The sequence below is a fragment of the Mesorhizobium sp. GW821-FHT07A06 genome, assembly GCF_059419085.1.
This window is the reverse complement of the sequence record NZ_JBWKRC010000004.1, coordinates 498,566-517,403: the sequence shown is the minus strand read 5'-3', so window position 1 is coordinate 517,403 and position 18,838 is coordinate 498,566. Positions and strand designations below refer to the sequence as shown.

Sequence of the window (18,838 nt, the reverse complement as noted above, 5' to 3'; positions counted from 1 at the left end):
CCGTGGACATGACGACGACGATTCCGGTTGGCGCCAATTCGACGACCACGCCGACTTCGAAGACAGCGGTCGACTACCAGTCCTTCCTGAAGCTTCTGATCGCCGAGATGAAGAACCAGGACCCGACCAAGCCGATGGATTCGACGCAGTACGTCGCGCAGCTCGCCACCTTCTCGCAGGTCGAGCAATCGGTGCAGACCAACACCAAGCTCAACCAGATCATGCAGTCCTCGGCGTTGTCGCAGGCCGACGCTCTCATAGGCCGCAACATCACCTCGGCCGATGGCAAGACTACCGGCACGGTGGCTTCGGTGACGCTTGGCAGCAACGGACTGATCGCAGTGCTCCAGGATGGCACCACGGTTCCCGTCGGCTCCGGCGTGTCGATCAAGCCGGCAAGCTAGGCCAACGTCCCGCATGAACGAGGCCGACGCACTCGACATCGTCCAGTACGCGGTGTGGACGGTGCTGACCGCCTCCGCGCCGGTTGTGCTGGTCGCCATGGCGGTCGGCATCGGCATTGCCCTCATCCAGGCGCTGACGCAGGTCCAGGAAATCACCTTGACCTTCGTGCCGAAGATCGTCGCCATCATGCTGGTGGTGGCGCTCACGGGTCCGTTCATCGGTGGCCAGATATCGGCCTTCACCAACGTCATCTTCGAGCGCATCCAGAACGGGTTCTGAAGCAACCTGCGGGGATGCACGGGGCTTTTGCCCGCGACGTCCATCATCCGGCAAGTCGCCGGAGCTCGATAGCGCGGTAGTCGTCGCAATGGCCTCTCGCAAAACCCCCAGGTTAGCCCTGGCCGATCGCCGGACCATGTGCGCCATGGCCGGCGTCCGGCCGCGAGTGATGGCCTGGCTTTTCGCGATGCGGAGGTGTGGCCCTCCTCTATCCCCTTGTTGGACCATGATCTTCCTCGCATGACATTCGCCCTTTGCGGCGCGATGCCATAGTTTCGGCAAACGATGCGGAGAAACGGATCACCGCAAGGATCAGCACGCCGTGGCAGGGACCTATCCATGATTGACGAGAAACCGGAAAGCGAAGGCGCTTCGGCGCTGGCGCCCTTCCGGCATGGCATTTTCCGCGCCGTCTGGTCCGCAAGTCTCGTTTCCAATTTCGGTGGTCTGATCCAGGGCGTCGGTGCCGCGTGGATGATGACCACGATCGCCACCTCGCCCTATCAGGTCGCCCTGGTCCAGGCCTCGACCACCTTGCCGATCATGCTGTTCGCGCTTGTCGCCGGCGCCATCGCCGACAGCTTCGACCGGCGCAAGGTGATGTTGGTGGCGCAGACCTTCATGCTCGTCGTTTCGGTGCTTCTGACGGTGTTCACCTGGTATGGCCTGATGACGCCCTGGACGCTGCTCGCCTTCACCTTCCTGATCGACAGCGGCACAGCGCTCAACAGCCCATCCTGGCAAGCGTCCGTCGGCGATATGGTGCCCCGCAACAAGGTGCCCGCGGCCGTTGCGTTGAACTCCATGGGCTTCAACCTGACACGCAGCGTCGGGCCGGCGATCGGCGGCATCATTGTCGCGGCCGCCGGCGCCGCGGCCGCCTTCGCGGCGAACGCGGTCAGCTATATCGGCCTTATCGTCGTGATGGCGCGCTGGAAGCCTGACGTGCCGGTATCGACCTTGCCGCGCGAGTCGCTGGGTGCTGCCATGGGCGCCGGCCTGCGTTATGTCGCCATGTCGCCCAACATCGGCAAGGTGCTGGTCAGGGGTGCCGCCTTCGGCTTCAGCGCCGGTGCCGTCCTGGCGCTCTTGCCGCTCGTCGCGCGCGACGTCGTCAAGGGCGACGCCTTGACCTACGGCATCATGCTGGGTTCCTTCGGCATCGGTGCCGTCGGCGGCGCGCTGATCAGCGTGCGGCTGCGGCAAATGCTCTCCAGCGAGACGATGGTGCGCTGTGCCTTCGCCGGCTTCGCCGTCTGCGCCTTCAATGCCGCGATCAGCCATCACGCCTGGCAGACGTCGCTTGGCCTGCTGGTCGGCGGCGCCTGCTGGGTGATCGCGCTGTCGCACTTCAACGTCACCGTGCAGATGGCAACGCCACGCTGGGTGGTCGGCCGTGTGCTGTCGGTCTATCAGACCGCGACCTTTGGCGGCATCGCGCTGGGCAGCTGGATCTGGGGTGTCGTGGCCGATGCGCATGGCGCAGAGACGGCGCTGATCGCGGCCGCCATCGCCATGCTCGCCGGCGGCGCCATCGGATTTGTGCTACCGCTGCCGCAGCAGCAGGTGCTGAACCTCGACCCGCTCAACCGCTTCAAGGAGCCGCATCTGGCGCTGGACCTGAAGCCGCGCAGCGGTCCCATTGCCATCATGATCGAGTACATCATCCGCCATGAGGACGAGGCGGAGTTCCTAGCCACCATGGCCGAACGCGGCCGCATCCGCCGCCGCGACGGTGCCCGCAACTGGACGCTGGCGCGCGATCTCGAAAATCCGACGATATGGATCGAGCACTACCACACCCCGACCTGGCTCGAATATGTCAGGCACAACGGCCGCATCACCCATGCGGACGCCATGGTCGGCGAACGCTTGCGGGCTCTGCACAGTGGCGACGAGCCACCGCGCGTACGCCGCGTCATCGAGCGTCCGACCACCGCCGGCACGGCGCTGGTGATGGCCAAGGGGCCGATCGAGCACTGATTTCGGTGCGGCGCCGACGTCCGTCGATCACCCCGCCGACTGGATCATATAGAGCTTGCGCGTGGTCTCCCGGATCCGCCATTCGCCCTTCCATCCCCGCGGCAGCACGAGAAGGTCGCCCGGCCCCAACTCACGCACCTCGCCGTCGGCGCGGCTCACCTCCACCCGTCCGGAAATGATGTGGCAAATTTCGGACGAATCCGACCGGTCGGCGGTGAAGCGGCCGGGCGTGCACTCCCAGATACCGATATCGACGGTGCCGTCCGGTGACTGGAAAAGTGAGCGCGCGGCTTCGACCTGATCTCCCTCGATGGATGTGGGCTTGGGTGAGAACGCGCCGATGTCGGCCTTGGCGAGATCGTGGAAGGTCGAAAGATCGATCAAATTGGGCTCCATGGATCAGTGACCGGTAATGCTGTCGGCGAGCGCGGCCAGTCTCGACGTATGCGCAAGGCCCGCGGCCTCGCGCCCGTCAGCGATGCGATAAAGCTGGTACATCGAATGCACGCCGAGCCAGCGAAACGGCTCCGGCTCCCATGGCCTGACCTTGCGGTTGACCCAGGGCAGCTTCGTCAGCTCCGTCTGCTGGCCAAGGATCAGGTCGGCCAGCGTGCGCCCCGAAAGATTGGAGCTCGACACGCCAAGCCCGACATAGCCGCCGGCCCAGCCGATACGGGTGGCGGGATCGAGGCCAACGGTCGTGCACCAGTCGCGCGGCACGCCGAGCACGCCGCACCAGGCGTGCTCGATGCGGCAGTTCGCCGTCTGCGGCAGCAGCGTCGTCAGGATCTGATGCAACTGGTCGATCGTGGCCTGCTGCGTCCGCCCATTGATGTCGGTGCGCGAGCCGTAGCGATAGGGCACGCCGCGCCCGCCCATGGTGATGCGCCCCTCGCGCGTACGCTGGGCATAGCAATAGGCGTGGGCGGCGTTGCCGAGAAGCTCGTGGCCTTCCCAGCCGATCTGGCGCCAAAGCGCCTCGGACAGCGGCTCGGTCACGATCTGCGCGCTGTTGAGCGCCAGCCAGGTCCGCTCCTCGCCGGGAATGCCTGCGGTAAAACCCTCCGTCGCGCGGATGACGGTCTCCGCCCGCACCGTGCCGCGGTCGGTCGTCACGATGCCCTTGGCGATGGACGTCACCGTCGTCTGTTCGTAGATCGGCACGCCCAGCCGCTCGACGGCGGCGGCAAGCCCGCGCACCAGCTTGGCCGGCTGCACCCGCGCCTGGCCATGGACCACGAAACCGCCCATGACATTGCGCACATTGATGCGCGCCCGCGTCGCCGCTTGATCCAGCATCTCGACGCGGCCCGGATCGACGTCCCAGGCGCGGATCGTTTCGCATTCCTCGCGCGCGCGTTCGAGCTGCGCCGGGTTGGTGGCCACCGTCAGATTGTCGACGCGGCGGATATCGGCATCGATACCTTCCGCGCTCGCCACCCGGATCACCTCGTCGACGCAACCCGCCATGGCCGCCTGCATGGCGCTTACCCCTTGCCGGGTCGAGGTCTTGAGATACTTTTCGCGCGACCAGGAGAAGCCACCCGACAGCCAGCCGCCATTGCGGCCCGAAGCGCCGAAACCGGCAAACTCGCGCTCGATCAGCACGACGCGCAGCGACGGCCTGGCCTTCTTCAAATAATAGGCGGTCCACAGCCCGGTATAGCCGGCGCCGACGATCGCGACATCGGCCTCGATATCGCCGGGCAAGGGCGGCCGGGGCGTGGGAACCCCGCCCAGATCCGCATACCAGAATGATATGTCGCCGTTGCGTTTGGCTTGCATGGGATGGACTTTCAGGAAGAGCAATTCCAGGAAAAGTGTGAAACGGTTTTCCGTCCGGGATTGCGTTAAAACAAAGAGTTGGATCAGGTCAGCGTCGCGTCGGCCGTGCTGTCATCGGCCAGAATCTTGGCATCGGCACCGTCGAAGCAAAGCTCCACCTTCTCGCCCAGGCCAAAACTCTCGCCGGTCAGCGGCGAGCGCACGATCGCCGTGGAGCCGTCGGTGAGCCTGACTTCATATTTCGATCCCGAGCCGAGATAGATGGCTTCCGCGATCGTCCCCGGCAGCCGGTTGTTGGTGCCCGCCGCGATCTGGCCGGGCCGGCGGATGGCAAGCTTTTCGGGGCGCAGCAGCATGACCGGACGGGCTTCACCCGCCATCCGCCGCGGCACTGTCACCGTCTCGCCGGCGATGCGCAACGCAGTGCTGGCGCCATCGCTTCGCGCCTCTCCGCGCAGCACCGTGGAATCGCCGATGAAGCGGCCGACGAACAGCGTCGTCGGTTCATCGTAGAGTTCGCGGCCGGTGCCGACCTGCTCGATCCGCCCGCGGTTGAAGACGGCGATGCGGTCCGACAGGACCAGCGCCTCTTCCTGGTCGTGCGTCACGTAGACGAATGTGGTGCCGAGCTCACGATGGATGCGCTTGATCTCGAGCTGCAGCCATTCGCGCAGCTTCTTGTCGAGCGCGCCGAGCGGCTCGTCCATCAAAAGCAGCGGCGGATCGAAGACGATGGCACGGGCCAGCGCGACGCGCTGCTGCTGGCCACCCGACAGCTCGCTGGGATAGCGATGCGCGAAGTCGCCCATCTTGACCATGTCCAGCGCTCTTGCCACGCGTGCTTTTCGCGCTGCGGGTTCGACGCCACGCAGCGTCAGCGGATAGGCGACGTTGCGGCCGACGCTCATATGCGGGAAAAGCGCGTAGTGCTGGAAGACAACGCCGATATTTCGCTTGTGCGCCGGGACGCCGACCACGTTCTTGCCGCCGACCAGCAGCTTGCCGCTGGTCACGTCGGTAAAGCCGGCCACGACGTTCAGCGTCGTGGTCTTGCCGGAGCCGCTCGGGCCAAGCAGCGTCATGAACTCGCCGGGCTCGATCCGCAGCGAAACGCCATCCAGCGCCTTGAAGCCGCCATAGGCCTTGCTGATCGATTCGAGATCGATCGCCGCGCCCTTGCTCTCCTGTTCCGGCTTCATGGGCGTCCTTTCCGCTCGTGGCCAAGAAGAAGCATGCCCCCGCCGATCAGGATCGTGGTGGCCAAAAGCAGGATCGTGCCGACGGCGGCAACCGTCGGGTCGGCGTCACGCGTGATCGAGGCGAATATCTGCACGGGCAAGGTCTTGAGGTAGGGGTTGGTGATGAACAGCGACACGACGATCTCGTCGAAGGAGGTGGCGAAGGCAAAGAGCAGGCCGGACAGCATGCCGGGCAGGATCAGCGGCAGCGTCACCGTGCGAAACGCGGTCAGCGCTCCCGCGCCGAGGCTTGCCGCCGCCGTCTCGAGGCGCCTGTCGAACACTTCGAGACTGGCGGAAACCGCGATCAGCACGAAGGGAAGAGCAAGGATGGTGTGGGCAAGCACGAAGCCCAGCAGCGTGCCGACGAGATGGGTGTCGAGATAGACGGCGTAGATGCCGATGGCCAGCACCACGCCCGGCACCACCATCGGCGTCAGCATCAGCATCCGCAACAGATTGGCGGGCCCTGCCTTCATGCGATCAAGGCCGAAGGCCGCCAGCGTGCCAAGCACCGTCGCCAGTACCGCGACCACCGAGGCGACCTTCAGCGAGTTGAGGAAGCTCGACGACCAGTCAGGATTGGTGAAGAAATTCTGGTACCACTGCCAGGAGAAGCCTTGCGGCGGGAAGGCGAGCGACTTGTTCTCGTTGAACGACATCGGCACCACGACCAGGGTCGGCGCGACAAGCCATATCGCCACCAGCAGGCAGACGAGGCCGAGGATCACGCGGGTGAGCGGCTTCATCTCCATCAGTTCCGTCCCGCTTCCCGGTATCGCGAGCGCATCACGGGTGCCGCGAGCGCCAGAAGCACGAACGTGGTGACGAGCAGCACCACGCCCATGGCGCCGCCGCGGCCCCATTGCAGCAGGCTGAGCACCTGGGTCTGCACCAGCGTCGACAGCATGGTCGAGCGCGGTCCGCCGAGCAGCGCCGGCGTGATGTAGAAGCCCAGCGCCAGGATGAACACGATGATCGCGCCGGCATAGACGCCGGGCAGCGACAGCGGCAGGTAGACGGTAAAGAACGCACGCGAAGGTCGCGCGCCCAGGCTTTGCGCGGCCCGCATCAGCCTGAGGTCGATGCCCTTCATCACCGAATAGAGCGGCAGGATCATGAAGGGCAGAAGCACTTGCGCCATGCCGATAACCACGCCGGTCTGCGTACGGATCAGCCGGATGCCGTCAAAACCGGCCGCCCGCAGCAGCGAATTGATGACGCCCGAATCCTGCAAGAGGATCACCCAGGAGAGCGTGCGCACGACACCGCTTACCCAGAACGGGATGAGCACGCAGAGCACCAGGACGAGCCGCACGCGCGGCCCGACGGCGGTCATCAGATAGGCGTAAGGGTAAGCGCAGATCACGCAGACGATCGTCACCCAGGCTGAGATGGTGAAAGTGCGCTGTAGCACCGTGAGATTGATGGGCGCGCCGAAGAACCAGACGTAGTTCTGCGCGCCCCATTGCGGCTCCGACAGGCTGCGCAGCACGATGGTGAGCAGCGGATAGCCTATCACCGCGGCAAGCAAGACCAGCGCCGGCAGCGTGAGCGCGAACGGCCGCCATGCCCATCCGGCCCGTGTCGGGGCGGATGGCGTCGTCGGTTCGTGCGCGCTCACGGGCCTTGCCTTTGCTTCAGCCGGTCAGTTGCCGGCCATCAGCGCCGACCACTTCTCCTGCGCCACCGCGAAGTTCGGGACCCAGAACTTGAAGTTCTGCTTGTAGCCCTGCTTCTGGCGGTCCGGAGTATTGGTCAGGAAGGCGGCGACGGAAGCGTCGACCTTGGGCTGCGCGTCGCTGTTGATCGGCGTGTAGGACGTCTGTTCCGCCAGGACTTCCTGGGCATGCTTGCCGAGATAGGCATTGAGCAGCGCGTAGGACGCGTCCGTGTCCTTGACGCCGACCGGGATCGTCATCTGGTCCATCACCACCAGCCAATCCTGCCAGGCGGGCGCATATTTGGCGCCGTTCTTGACCGCGGTCATGGCGCGGCCGGTCCACATCATCAGCATATCGGCTTCGCCGGATTCGGCGAGCTGCTGCGATTCGGCACCCGTCTTCCAGAAAATCGTGTCGGGGCCGAGCTTGCGGACCACGTCGATGGCCTTGTCGATATCGGCCACCGTCATCGCCTTCGGATCGCCGCCGGCGACCTTGAACGCCTGTTCGAGCAAGCCGCCGGTCGGGCTGCCGGAGCCGTCGATTCCGCGCACGCCCGGGAACTTTGCCGTGTCGAAGAAGTCGGCCCAGCTCTTGGGCGGATTATCCTTGTACTTCTCGGTGTTGTACATCAGCACGACGCCGTAGTTCATCGCCGGCACCGAGCATTCGCCGACCTGGCCTTCCGGGATTTTCGAGACGTCGAGCTTCGTCAGATCCAGCTTCTGGAACAGCTTGCCGCAATAGACGTAAGGCGGCAGGTCGTCGGTATCGACAACGTCCCAGGTGACGTTGCCGGACTCGACCTGCGCCTGCAACTTGGCGATCTCGGTCGGGCCGTCATTGAGCAGCTTGACGCCGGACTTGTCGACGAATTCCTTCAGCGCCGCGGCCTGGCCGTCCTGGTAGATGCCGCCATAGGAAACGAGCGTCAGGGTCTTGCCCTTGAGCGAACCTTCCTTCACCTCGCCCGCCACCGGCTTGTCCTGCGCAAAGGCCGCGCCGGCCACAACGCCAAGCGCCAGAATGGCGCCGAGGCCTGCAAATCTCGATTTAAACATCACACTAACTCTCCCATTCATGCCCGCGTTTTGATCGGACTACCTGGCCGCGAGCGGTCTCCAGGCCGTATATTGTTCGAGTTCGGCGCGCGCCGAGGTCGGCGGCGCGATGATCCACATCACTTCGGCTCGGCCGCTGCCGATGTTCTCTGAGCGATGCGGTGTCGACGTCGTGTATTCGATGCTGTCGCCCTCCTCGAGGACGTGACGCGCCTCGCCCAGCGAGACCTCGACGATCCCGCGCAGCACGACGAGCATCTCGTGCGCGTCGCCGTGAGTGTAGCGATCGGGCCCGGTCGAGCCGCCAATGTCGAATTCCCCGACATAGACTTCCATGTCGCTCAGCGGCGGGCGCGACAACAGCATCTTGCGGCAGCCGTCGCTGGGCGGCAGGCTCGGCCGCTCGCTTCGTCTCAGGACGCCATGATTTTGCGCCGCGCTTTCCTCGAACAACATGGCGACGCTGACGCCAAGCGCCGAAGCCATCTGGTTGAGCGATGCGGTGCTGGCCCCGGTCAGGCCGCGTTCGAGCTGGCTGATGAAACTGGCGCTGGTTCCAGTCGCCTCCGCAAGCTCCCGCAATGACAGCCTGCGGGCGAGGCGAAGGCTCTTGAGGCGCATGCCCAGCACTTCATGTGCATGGGTCGCGGCGGGCGCGTCGCCCGTCTTTGCCGAAGCCGCGCCAGAGGCCTTGCGCATGCTGTCTCCTCGCTTCACTTAACAATCTGTACAGTACCACTGCACAACTGGCAAGCCACGCGTGGCGCCAGGACCTCGCCAATGGCTGGGCCAGGCTCGCAAGCTGGGAAGCAGGGAGAACCTCTACCCCTCGCCGGACAGGTCCCGACGCGCTTTTTCGAGCTCCTCGGCATAGCGCCGCATAAGGTGTCCCTCGGTCAGCAGCCCGAGCACGATATGGTCGGTGAAATCCTCGACGACGGCCAGTTCCTCGGCTCCGGCGCGCTGGAACGTCTCGGCGGCGGCCTGCACGTTCATGCTGGGAACCAGAACCGCGTCCTTGTACTGGGCAAGATCGCGTACCGGCACGTCGCCGCCGGAGGGGTCGCTGTGCAGTTCGGCCACAATCAGCACGCCGACATACTGATCGCCCGGGTCGACGGCGATGACGCGTTGGGCGGAGCCCAGCGGAATCTGCTTGCGGAAGGCGCCAAGTGTCGTCGAGGCATCGATGGTCTTGATGTCCTTGCGCATCATCGAGCCGACGGTGAGGCTGCGCATCCAGCCGACATCGTGCGCGCTGCGGATCGTCTCGCCGCGCAGGTGGAAGCGCCACGTCGAGAACGAATAACCGAATGTCTCGCGCACCAGGATCGCCGCCATGATCGAGGCCGCCAGCACGACGCCGGTCAGTGTCAGGTCGCGGGTCGATTCCAGCGCCAGGAAAGTCATCGTCAGCGGACCGCCGACGACACCGACGGCAAGCGAGGTCATGCCAACGACGGCGGCGACCGAGGGGTCGATACCGGTTGCCGGCGAAACCAGCGCCATCACGCCGGCGAATGCCTTGCCGAGCAGCGCACCGAGGAACAGCGACGCAAAGAACAGGCCGCCGCGAAAGCCCGAACCAAGCGAGACCGCCGACGCCGCCAATTTCAGCACGAAGACGCTGGCCACCACGGTCAGACCATAGTTCATGGCGAACTCGCGATGCAGCGCGCCGTGGCCGCTGGACAGGACCTGCGGCGTGATCAGCCCCAGGAGGCCGACGATGACGCCACCGATGACGGGGCGCAGCGAGGCATCGACCGACAGCCTGTTGAAACCACGTTCGATCAGCGTCACCAGCTGCATGATGGCGATCGAAGCGGCGCCGCCGAGCAGTCCGAGCAGCAGGAACGGCACGTACTGGCTGGCGGTGAGTTGCGGCAGTCCCGAAAGCTCGAGCGGAAACGGCACGCCGCCGAACATTTCCGCCGTCAGCGAAGCGCAGATGGCCGCCGTCATGACAGGCGCGACATTGGCGACCGAGTAGATGCCGATGACCAGCTCGAAACCATAGAAGGCACCGGTCAGCGGCGCATCGAAGGCGGCGGCGATGGCGCCGGCCGCGCCGCAACCGACGAGGACGCGGACATCGTTGCGCCGCAGCCTGAAGATGCGCGCCAGCCGCGATGCCAGGCCGGACCCGACCTGCGTGTAGCCAGCTTCCAGTCCGACCGACGCGCCGAAGCCGCTGGAGATCATGGTCTGGCCGGCGATGATGAACGTGTCGGTCAGCGACATGCGCCCGCCATAGAGCGCGTTGGCCTCGATCGGATCGACCGGAGTGCGGAATTTACGCAACCGCAGCCAGATCACCGTCAGCCCGAGCAGGGCGCCGCCGATCGCCGGTATCAGCGCCTGCACGGGATTGGCGAGCGAGAACATTCCGGACAGCCGGCCGCCGGGCTGAACGCCGAACAGAAGCCCGTGCAAATCCTGCACGATCTGGCTCATCGCGGTCACCAGTATGCCGGCCATGATGCCGACGACGCCGGCGAGGATGACCACGGCGATGCCGCGCGCCTCGAGCAGAGGAATGGATCTCAGAAGCACCGCGCGCAGCCGGCGGGCGTAGACTTCGCTGTGGTTTCTGGAAAGCACCGGGGCGGCTCGCCGACATCAAAAGGCAGACCCGCCTGATACGCCGGGCGGCACGACATGACAACCACAATGGCGACATCAAAGGCGCCATTGTGCCCGTGAAACCAGCTGATTTCGTCTTGCAGGCCTCTGATCGCGAGGCAGCCTGCCCCGCGCTCAGTCCGGTATGGTCAGCGTCCCGCAATCGTCGTCGGCGACAAAGGTCGCCAAGAGTTCGGCGGGCTCGGTGGTGCTGACATTCTCGGCGAAGAGATGGACCGCGCCGGACGGCTCGAACCATGTTTGTCCTTGGGTGTAGGTACTGGCCGGGCTGCCTTCGAGCCGCGAGCGCAGAGTGCCCTTCAGGACGAAGGCGCTGACCGAGCCCGGATGCCGGTGACGAGGCGTAAAACCGTCTGGTGGAAATGCCACGATCACCGTGGTGATCGACTTGCCCGGCACGTCAGGCAGTTTTTCGCAGGAGACCGGCGTGACGACCGTTTTCGGCCGCGCCCCGGCAACACCGTTCACATCGGCATTTGCCATCTGCATATGCATTTCCATGCCTTTCGACGCGACGCGCGTGAAATCCGGGCCGGTCCACTTTGCCGCGAGCGCGAACAAAACCCCGACAGCGCTGACCGCGATGACAGATTGGCCGGCGCGCGGACGAGCTTGATTGCCGATCATCTCGACGTCTCCGAATTCAGGCAGGCAAACGGAAATCAGCACGCCAACCCAGTTCCTCGACCGCCTTTTGCGTCGAGACAGCCTGGTTGGGTTCCGCCACGTTGAAGACGCCGGGCGCACCCTTTTCGAGTGCCAGCAGCGCCGCATGGGCGGCAGCATCGACATGCACCGGCGACGCGCCGGCAGCCGCATCGGTTCCCGTTCCCGGTCCATAGAGCTGGCCATATCGCAGGACGACTCCGGCGAATGGCGTGTTTAGAACAGCCTTTTCCAAGGCGATGACGCCGCCGACGCTGATGCCGCGGTTGCCGCTCGCCTCGCTATCCAGCGGGTCGGCTTCGCCATGCGGCTCCGGTCCCGGCGCATAGGCCCAGGCGATGCTTTGAGCGACCATGCGCCGGGCGCCGGACGCGGCGGCCGCAGCGACCAGATTGCGGGTACCCTCCTCGCGGATGCGGGCATTGCGAACAACCGCCTCGCCCATCCGGCTCGGATCCAGCCCTGGCGGCAGGTCGGTCAGCTGATGGACGACGATGTCCGGCCGGGCGGCAAGCATGCGGCGCGACAGGACCTCGGCATCGAAGACATCGACGATCACCGGTTCGATGCCGAGGGAACGCAATGTCGCGGCCTTGTCAGGACTGCGCGTGGTACCCGTCACATGATGGCCGGCGGCCAGAAGCTGCGGGATGAGCCGCTGTCCGATGGCGCCCGAGGCGCCGGCAAGAAAAATTCGATGCCCCATCGTCATGAACTCTACATCGTCATAGTATCAGCACACGAACAATATATAAGAGCTCTGATATCATGCGCAAGGCAAATCCGACAGTTCCCGCCCCGGGCGAAGGCAAACGCGGCGAGGAAGGCTATCTCGGCTATCTCCTGCGGCAGGCCGCCGGCGCGCATCGGCTGAGGGTCGACAGGGCGCTGGCCGATCTTGGCGTGACGCAGCCGCAATTCGCCACGCTGACCATGCTTGGCGCCTATCCCGGCCTTTCCAACGCCGATCTGGCCCGGCTGGCACTGCTCACCCCGCAAACGCTCAGCGTCATCGTCGCCAATCTCGAACGGGCCGGCTCGCTGGTGCGCAGGCCGCATGCCGTCCATGGCCGCATCCAGCATATCGAGCTCAGCGATAGCGGACAGGCGCTGCTGCGGGAATGCCGCGAGCGGGTGCATGCCATCGAGCGTGAACTGACGGAAGGCCTCTCGTCCGGAGAAGAAAGGGCCGTCAGGCGCTGGCTGGTCGGCGTCGCCACGGCCGACACAGCCAGGCCCTGACTGTCTGCCGGCGGCTGACGATTATCGAGCGGCGACCGATCAGCTCGGCATCGGCTCACCCGCCTCATAGAGCACGAGGTTGCGCTCGCCTATGCCAAGCGCCGGCCAGCTCGAGCGCCACTCGGCGATGTGCGGCGAGCTGAAATGCGCATCGAGTGCCGCCTTGTCGCGCCACACCTCGGTCACCCGGATCAGCCCAGCGTCGAGCACATCCCGCGCATAGGAATATTCGAGGCAGCCAGCCTCGGCACGGCTGCCCGAGATCATGCGCTCCATCGCGGACCTTGCCTCCTCGAACCGGCTGGGCGGCAAACGGATCGTGCCGATGATCACGAGCATGGGCTTTCCTTCTTGCGAAATAGTCTATCCGCCTGCTGCAAGTCGCCCAAAAGTGGCCGCGGCTCTGGGAAGACGACATGCATAAACCAGAGTCTCCCACCCTCGCGCAAGCTTGGCCAGCTACCCTCGCCGGGCTGTCGTATGCACGGCAGGCTATGGTTCGAGGACTTAAATGGCGATCAGCGAAAGCATCCAGCCCGGCGCGGTGGCCAAGAACGGTCGCGACATCTTCTTCGCGCTCGGAATCGTCATCATCCTGGCCGTGCTGTTCCTGCCGATCCCGGCCTTCCTCATCGACATCGGCCTCGCCTTCTCGATCGCACTTTCGGTGCTGATCCTGATGGTGGCGCTGTGGATTCAGCGGCCGCTCGATTTCTCCTCGTTCCCGACCGTGCTGCTGATCGCCACGATGCTGCGGCTATCGCTCAACATCGCCACCACGCGCATGATCCTGTCGCATGGCAATGAGGGCACGCATGCCGCCGGATACGTGATCGCCGGCTTCTCCAAGCTGGTGATGGCCAGCGACTTCGTCATCGGCCTCATCGTCTTCATGATCCTGATTGTGGTGAACTTCATCGTCATCACCAAGGGTGCCACCCGTATCGCCGAAGTCGGCGCCCGTTTCACCCTCGACGCCATCCCGGGCAAGCAGATGTCGATCGACGCCGATCTCTCCGCCGGCATGATCGACGACAAGACCGCGCAGTTGCGCCGCCGCGAACTGGAGGAGGAATCCTCCTTCTTCGGCTCGATGGACGGCGCCTCGAAATTCGTGCGCGGCGACGCGATAGCCGGCCTCATCATCACCGCCATCAACATCGTCGGCGGCATCGCCATCGGCTACATCAGGCACGGCATGGGCATGGGCGAGGCCGCCGATGTGTTCATCAAGCTGTCGGTCGGCGACGGCCTGGTCACACAGATCCCGGCGCTGATCGTCTCGCTCGCCGCCGGCCTGCTGGTTTCCAAGGGCGGCACCCGTGGCTCGACCAACCAGGCCGTGTTCGGCCAGCTGGGCGCCCATCCGCGCGCGCTTTACGTGGCGGCCGCGCTGCTGGTGTTGCTAGGCCTCATGCCGGGCTTGCCGCTGTTTCCCTTCTTCGCGCTGGCCGGTGGCATGGCCGGGCTCGGCTACGTCATTCCGATGCGCGCCAACCGCGTCCTCGCCGAGGCCGAGGCGCTGAAGGCCCAGGAGAAGGTGTCCAAGGCCGAGGAAGAGAAGAACTCGGTCAAGGCTTCGCTCGCCACCGCCGAGATCGAACTGCTCATCGGCAAGCAGCTGTCGACCCGCCTCCTGGTCTCGCATCAGGAACTGGTCTTCCGCATGGCCAAGATGCGCAAGAAATTCGCCCAGCAATACGGCTTCGTCGTGCCGGAGGTGCGCGTTGCCGACGACTTCGCCATCCCGCCGAAGAGCTACCAGATCAAGGTGCATGGCACGGTGGTGGCCGAATATTCGATGCGCGTGGGTGAGATCATGGTGCTGCTCGGCAGCCGCGACGTGCCCGAGATCCCTGGCGAAGAAATCCGCGAGCCGGCCTTCGGCATGCGCGCCTATTCCGTCATGGAAACCTTCGCCGAGGATTTGAAGCGCGAGAACTACACCTTCGCCGACAACATGTCGGTGCTGCTCACCCATCTTTCCGAAGTCATCCGCAACAACCTGCCGCAACTCCTGTCCTACAAGGACATGAAGGCGCTGCTCGAACGCCAGGACCAGGAATATCGCAAGCTCGCCGATGAGATCTGCACAACGCACATCTCCTATCCCGGCCTGCAGGCGGTGCTGAAGCTGCTGCTCGCCGAGCGCGTCTCGATCCGCAATCTCCACCTGATCATCGAGGCCATCGCCGAGATCGCGCCGCATGTGCGCCGCACCGAGCAGATCGTCGAACATGTCCGCATCCGCATGGCGCAGCAGATCTGCGGCGACCTATCGGAAGGCGGCGTGCTCAAGGTGCTGCGCCTCGGCAACCGCTGGGACCTCGCCTTCCACCAGAGCCTCAAGCGCGACGCCAAGGGCGAGGTGCGCGAGTTCGACATCGATCCGCGCCAGCTCGAGGAATTCGGCCAGGACGCCACCAAGGCGATCAAGAAATTCCTCGAGGCCGGCGAGCGTTTCGTCCTTGTCACCGCCCCGGACGCCCGTCCCTATGTGCGCATGATCATCGAGCGCCTGTTCACCACGCTGCCGGTGCTGTCCCATGTCGAAATCGCCAAGGGCGTCGAGATCAAGGTGCTCGGAACCATATCGTGAGCGTTCTCTCGCAGAGCGTCGTCATCGCGGCGTTCCTCGCCTTCTGCCGCATCGGCGCCTGCTTCATGCTGATGCCGGGCCTGTCCAGCGCCCGCGTGCCGGTCCAGGTCCGGCTGTTCGTGGCGGTCGCCGCCACCGGCGGCCTGCTCGCCTTCCTGTGGGACCGCATCATTCCCTTCGTCGATCCGCGCCCGCAGATCCTGGTGCCGATGATCATCTCGGAACTTCTGGTCGGCGGGCTGATCGGCGCCATGACCAGGCTCTACATGGAGGCGCTGCGCTTCATGGGCTCGGCCATCGCCATGCTGATCGGCTATGGCGGCTCGGGCGGACCGGCGATCGAGGAACCGGAACCACAAGCCGCCCTTGCCGCGATCATCTCGTTCTCGGCGCTGCTGATGCTGTTCGTCTTCGATTTCGACCACGAGATCGTGCGCGCCCTGGTGGCGTCCTACACGGTCGCGCCCGTCAACGTCTTCTTCAACCCGCAGGCGGCGCTCGTCGACATCACCGACACCGTGTCGGACACCTTCTTCCTGGTCATCCGCCTCGGCAGCCCGTTCGTCGCCTATGCCATTCTGGTCAATCTGACGATCGGCTTCGTCAACAAGCTGACCCCGCAGATCCCGATCTATTTCATCTCCCAGCCCTTCGTCATCGCCGGCGGCATGATCATCTTCTATTTCGCCATCGGCACCATGCTGTCGCTGTTCGTCGACGGCTTCGTCGACCTGACTCTGGCGAGGTGACATGAGCACGCGCAAGGACCGCCTGCGGAAACTGGTCAAGGTGCAGGAGCAGCTGAAGGCGCTGCACGAGACCCGACACGCCACCTTCCTGGCCGCGGCAAACGCCGCCGAGGCCGAGGCCAGGGAATTGATCGGCCATTTCGACCAGGAGAATTCCCTCTCCGGCCTGTTCCCCGATCTCTATCATCGCCGCATCGCGCAGGCGGTGGTACGCCAGGAGAAAAGCCTGGAAAGCGCCCGGCAGGAGGTCGGCCTTATCGCCACGGCAAACGCGCGCACCAATATGGTCGAGCGCGCCTACAAGGATGTGCGCAACCGCGACGAACGCGAACGCACCGACCGCGAGCGGCTTGATTTGATCGCGCAGAAGCGGGCCGAGGAGTAGCGACCTATCGCTTTTGATCCCCGCCGGAAATCGAGCTTTTCCCGATCAAGCAAGAGGGATCGGGCTTCAGCTTAGTCCTTCTCCAGAACATACAACCCGACATCTATCGTGCCGACCCGAAAGCCTGCTTCGCAGTAGCTGAGGTAATATTCCCAGATTCTTTGAAAGTTGTGACTGAAGCCGATTGCCTCGATCATCGGCCAGGCCTTCAAGAATCGACGCCGCCATTCAGCCAGTGTCAGGGCATAACTGGCGCCAAAACTGTCCACCGAAGCCAGTGTGAGATGGGCCTGCTTCGCCAGTTCGGTCATGATCGTCTTGGTAGGAAGCATCCCGCCTGGGAAAATGTAGCGCTGGATGAAGTCGGCGTTTGAACGGTAGCTTTCGAAACGCTTCTCATCGATCGTGATGACCTGCAAAACAGCCTTCCCGCCAGGCTTCAGGCGCTCGCGCAATATGCTGAAGTAAGTTGGCCAGTATTTTTCGCCGACAGCCTCGAACATTTCGATCGAGACAATGCGGTCGAACGTTCCCTGCGTGTCGCGGTAGTCCTGCAGTTCCAAGGCCACCGTGCCGTCGAGTTTCTCTTTTTGAACGAGATTTCTTGCGTGGGCCAGTTGTTCCGCGGAGAGCGTTATGCCGGTGACGCGCGCCCCGTGCCGACCCAGAACAACGGCAAGGTTTCCCCATCCGCAGCCGATCTCCAGAACCTCCTTGCCACCGCCCAGATCGAGCAATTCCACGACGCGTTGCAGTCTGGCCTGCTGGGCTGTCTCAAGGGTTTGCCCGGACTGCCGATAGAGCGCGGACGAGTAGGTCATGCTGGGATCAAGCCAAAGCGAATAGAAGTCGTTGCCGAGATCGTAGTGGAAGGCAATGTTGCGGCGGCTCCCGGCCTTGCTGTTCGCCTTCAGCACGTGGCGAAGCCGATTGACAAGGCGGACCGGAAGAAGCCCGCCAACCACCTGTTCGATGTGTTCCAGGTTGAGCGCGGCAAGTTCAATGAGCAATGTGAGGTCGGGGCTGGACCAGTCGCCCTCGATGTAGGCCTCCGCGAAAGCGAGGTCGCCCCCCGTCAGGAGGCGGCGGATCGCGCGCCACCGGTGCACGATCAGAACCGCTTCCGGACCAGGCGCATCGGATCGATGGTCGATCCGCTGGCCCGAGGGCGTCACGATCGTGATCCGCCCTCTTTCGAGGCAAGCAATCATAAGCTTGAGGATATAGGCTCCTGGACCGCTCGCACGGGCCACGGTCCGCGTGGCGCCGGTTTCACTTTCGAGGGACATGCGGCTCCGGCCCTATCGGGATGCTGTATTGCGCGGACTGCGCGACTTCAGGAGTTTCAGGGCTCGGATGAAACCGCGCGCCTTTCAGCCACAACTTCAGTGCTTCCCAGTGAATGCCGAGAATGATCTTCAAAGTCATCAGTGGAAACTTGGCCAGGCATGCGCCAATATCCGGCGTGGCGAGCGGGCGTGCTGTCCCAGCAAAGGCCGCTGCCAAGAGTGGTTCGCCATTTTCCGTCTCGTGGATGCGAAGCCTGACCGTCTTGCCTGGCGGCAGAATGCGAAAGTGATACCGCGCATCCATGCCGATGAAGGGCGAGACATGAAAGAGCTTGGCTTGTGTCTGGCGCACTCCTGCGGGGCCGAGTTCGCCCGGTCGGATCGGCGACACGTAGATTCGCCGGCCACCGAACGTGTTACGCACCGCATAGATCAAGGCGATCAGCGCGCCCGTGGCGTCGTAGCAGAAATACACCGAGATTGGATTGAAGACGTAGCCGAAGATGCGGGGATAGGCGAGCAGCAGCACGCGCGCCGCCGGTTTGCCAAGGCCGGCATCGACGAGCAGCCCGTCGACGAAAGCCCGTAGCGTCTCGCCTGGGGTGTTGACATGATCGCTTTCATGGAAAGATGCCAGGCCGGGCCGATTGACCCGCAACAGCCATGTCATGCGTCCGAGCTCGGCGAGCCTGTCTATATCGACCAGCAACGAGAACACGCGGTAGACAAAGCGGTGGCCGAAGGGCTTCAGCCGCGCATGCATCACCTCACCGGGATAGAGCACGCCGGCCGCCTGCGGCGGCGGGCCGTTCTGCTCCAGTGTTGTGATCCGTTCGCCCATTCCTAC

General features: G+C 64.4%; 20 protein-coding genes. 7 read left to right on the top strand and 13 right to left on the bottom strand.

Annotated elements, in window-relative coordinates; all coding sequences use genetic code 11:
• Positions 1–8: 8 nt before the first annotated feature.
• The 3 genes from flgD (at position 9) to AC07SZ_RS16760 (ending at position 2,667) form a co-directional block, all read left to right on the top strand.
• Positions 9–404, top strand: a complete 396-nt coding sequence (gene flgD / locus AC07SZ_RS16770) for a flagellar hook assembly protein FlgD (protein ID WP_171883351.1) — start codon at positions 9–11, stop codon at positions 402–404.
• Positions 405–417: 13 nt separating this feature from the next.
• A complete protein-coding gene (fliQ, locus tag AC07SZ_RS16765; protein WP_013893193.1) occupies positions 418–684 on the top strand; it encodes a flagellar biosynthesis protein FliQ in 267 nt (88 codons plus the stop codon).
• A 339-nt stretch (positions 685–1,023) separates the two neighbouring features.
• The gene (locus AC07SZ_RS16760) at positions 1,024–2,667 is read left to right on the top strand and encodes an MFS transporter (RefSeq protein ID WP_056578287.1); all 1,644 of its coding nucleotides are present in this window, start codon (positions 1,024–1,026) and stop codon (positions 2,665–2,667) included.
• Positions 2,668–2,694: 27 nt separating this feature from the next.
• On the opposite strand, the gene AC07SZ_RS16755 is transcribed toward AC07SZ_RS16760, so the two are convergent.
• The 10 genes from AC07SZ_RS16755 to AC07SZ_RS16710 all read right to left on the bottom strand — a co-directional run bounded on the left by AC07SZ_RS16755 (position 2,695) and on the right by AC07SZ_RS16710 (position 12,439).
• Positions 2,695–3,063: a cupin domain-containing protein gene (locus AC07SZ_RS16755; RefSeq protein WP_081295200.1), complete on the bottom strand. Its 369-nt coding sequence runs from the start codon at positions 3,061–3,063 to the stop codon at positions 2,695–2,697.
• A gap of 3 nt (positions 3,064–3,066) precedes the next feature.
• Entirely contained in the window at positions 3,067–4,452 is a 1,386-nt protein-coding gene (locus AC07SZ_RS16750; protein WP_056578391.1) for an NAD(P)/FAD-dependent oxidoreductase, read from the bottom strand.
• A gap of 83 nt (positions 4,453–4,535) precedes the next feature.
• A complete protein-coding gene (locus tag AC07SZ_RS16745) occupies positions 4,536–5,651 on the bottom strand; it encodes an ABC transporter ATP-binding protein (protein WP_494915139.1) in 1,116 nt (371 codons plus the stop codon).
• Positions 5,648–6,445 (bottom strand): ABC transporter permease, encoded by a 798-nt coding sequence (locus tag AC07SZ_RS16740; protein WP_056578290.1) that lies wholly within the window; start codon positions 6,443–6,445, stop codon positions 5,648–5,650. The genes AC07SZ_RS16745 and AC07SZ_RS16740 overlap by 4 nt, the downstream gene beginning before the upstream one ends.
• Positions 6,445–7,314, bottom strand: coding sequence for an ABC transporter permease (locus AC07SZ_RS16735; RefSeq protein WP_056578292.1), 870 nt, complete (start codon positions 7,312–7,314; stop codon positions 6,445–6,447). The genes AC07SZ_RS16740 and AC07SZ_RS16735 overlap by 1 nt, the downstream gene beginning before the upstream one ends.
• Before the next feature lie 24 nt (positions 7,315–7,338).
• Positions 7,339–8,415 (bottom strand): extracellular solute-binding protein, encoded by a 1,077-nt coding sequence (locus tag AC07SZ_RS16730; protein ID WP_172348746.1) that lies wholly within the window; start codon positions 8,413–8,415, stop codon positions 7,339–7,341.
• 39 nt (positions 8,416–8,454) lie between these two features.
• A complete protein-coding gene (locus AC07SZ_RS16725; RefSeq protein ID WP_494915136.1) occupies positions 8,455–9,114 on the bottom strand; it encodes a helix-turn-helix domain-containing protein in 660 nt (219 codons plus the stop codon).
• A gap of 123 nt (positions 9,115–9,237) precedes the next feature.
• Positions 9,238–11,019, bottom strand: coding sequence for a chloride channel protein (locus tag AC07SZ_RS16720; RefSeq protein WP_056578298.1), 1,782 nt, complete (start codon positions 11,017–11,019; stop codon positions 9,238–9,240).
• A 156-nt stretch (positions 11,020–11,175) separates the two neighbouring features.
• Complete coding sequence (locus tag AC07SZ_RS16715) at positions 11,176–11,688, bottom strand: cupin domain-containing protein (protein WP_494915134.1); 513 nt, start codon at positions 11,686–11,688, stop codon at positions 11,176–11,178.
• A 16-nt stretch (positions 11,689–11,704) separates the two neighbouring features.
• Positions 11,705–12,439 carry an NAD-dependent epimerase/dehydratase family protein gene (locus tag AC07SZ_RS16710; RefSeq protein ID WP_494915132.1) on the bottom strand — a complete coding sequence of 245 codons (735 nt, stop codon included), beginning with the start codon at positions 12,437–12,439 and terminating at the stop codon, positions 11,705–11,707.
• A 56-nt stretch (positions 12,440–12,495) separates the two neighbouring features.
• Between AC07SZ_RS16710 and AC07SZ_RS16705 the strand changes: the two genes are divergently transcribed.
• Positions 12,496–12,969, top strand: coding sequence for a MarR family winged helix-turn-helix transcriptional regulator (locus AC07SZ_RS16705; RefSeq protein ID WP_494915130.1), 474 nt, complete (start codon positions 12,496–12,498; stop codon positions 12,967–12,969).
• A 39-nt stretch (positions 12,970–13,008) separates the two neighbouring features.
• Here AC07SZ_RS16705 and AC07SZ_RS16700 read toward each other — a convergent pair whose 3' ends face one another.
• Entirely contained in the window at positions 13,009–13,308 is a 300-nt protein-coding gene (locus AC07SZ_RS16700) for a putative quinol monooxygenase (protein ID WP_494915128.1), read from the bottom strand.
• Between the two features lie 172 nt (positions 13,309–13,480).
• Between AC07SZ_RS16700 and flhA the strand changes: the two genes are divergently transcribed.
• The 3 genes from flhA to AC07SZ_RS16685 are packed head-to-tail and all read left to right on the top strand — an operon-like array spanning position 13,481 to position 16,702.
• Positions 13,481–15,568 carry a flagellar biosynthesis protein FlhA gene (gene flhA, locus AC07SZ_RS16695; protein WP_056578306.1) on the top strand — a complete coding sequence of 696 codons (2,088 nt, stop codon included), beginning with the start codon at positions 13,481–13,483 and terminating at the stop codon, positions 15,566–15,568.
• Positions 15,565–16,317 (top strand): flagellar biosynthetic protein FliR, encoded by a 753-nt coding sequence (fliR, locus tag AC07SZ_RS16690; RefSeq protein ID WP_038649353.1) that lies wholly within the window; start codon positions 15,565–15,567, stop codon positions 16,315–16,317. The genes flhA and fliR overlap by 4 nt, the downstream gene beginning before the upstream one ends.
• Before the next feature lies 1 nt (position 16,318).
• Positions 16,319–16,702 carry a hypothetical protein gene (locus tag AC07SZ_RS16685; RefSeq protein WP_056578308.1) on the top strand — a complete coding sequence of 128 codons (384 nt, stop codon included), beginning with the start codon at positions 16,319–16,321 and terminating at the stop codon, positions 16,700–16,702.
• A gap of 71 nt (positions 16,703–16,773) precedes the next feature.
• On the opposite strand, the gene AC07SZ_RS16680 is transcribed toward AC07SZ_RS16685, so the two are convergent.
• Positions 16,774–17,991 (bottom strand): class I SAM-dependent methyltransferase, encoded by a 1,218-nt coding sequence (locus AC07SZ_RS16680; RefSeq protein ID WP_494915125.1) that lies wholly within the window; start codon positions 17,989–17,991, stop codon positions 16,774–16,776.
• Complete coding sequence (locus tag AC07SZ_RS16675) at positions 17,975–18,832, bottom strand: DUF1365 domain-containing protein (protein ID WP_056578312.1); 858 nt, start codon at positions 18,830–18,832, stop codon at positions 17,975–17,977. Before AC07SZ_RS16675 ends, AC07SZ_RS16680 begins: the two co-directional genes overlap by 17 nt.
• Positions 18,833–18,838 lie beyond the last annotated feature (6 nt).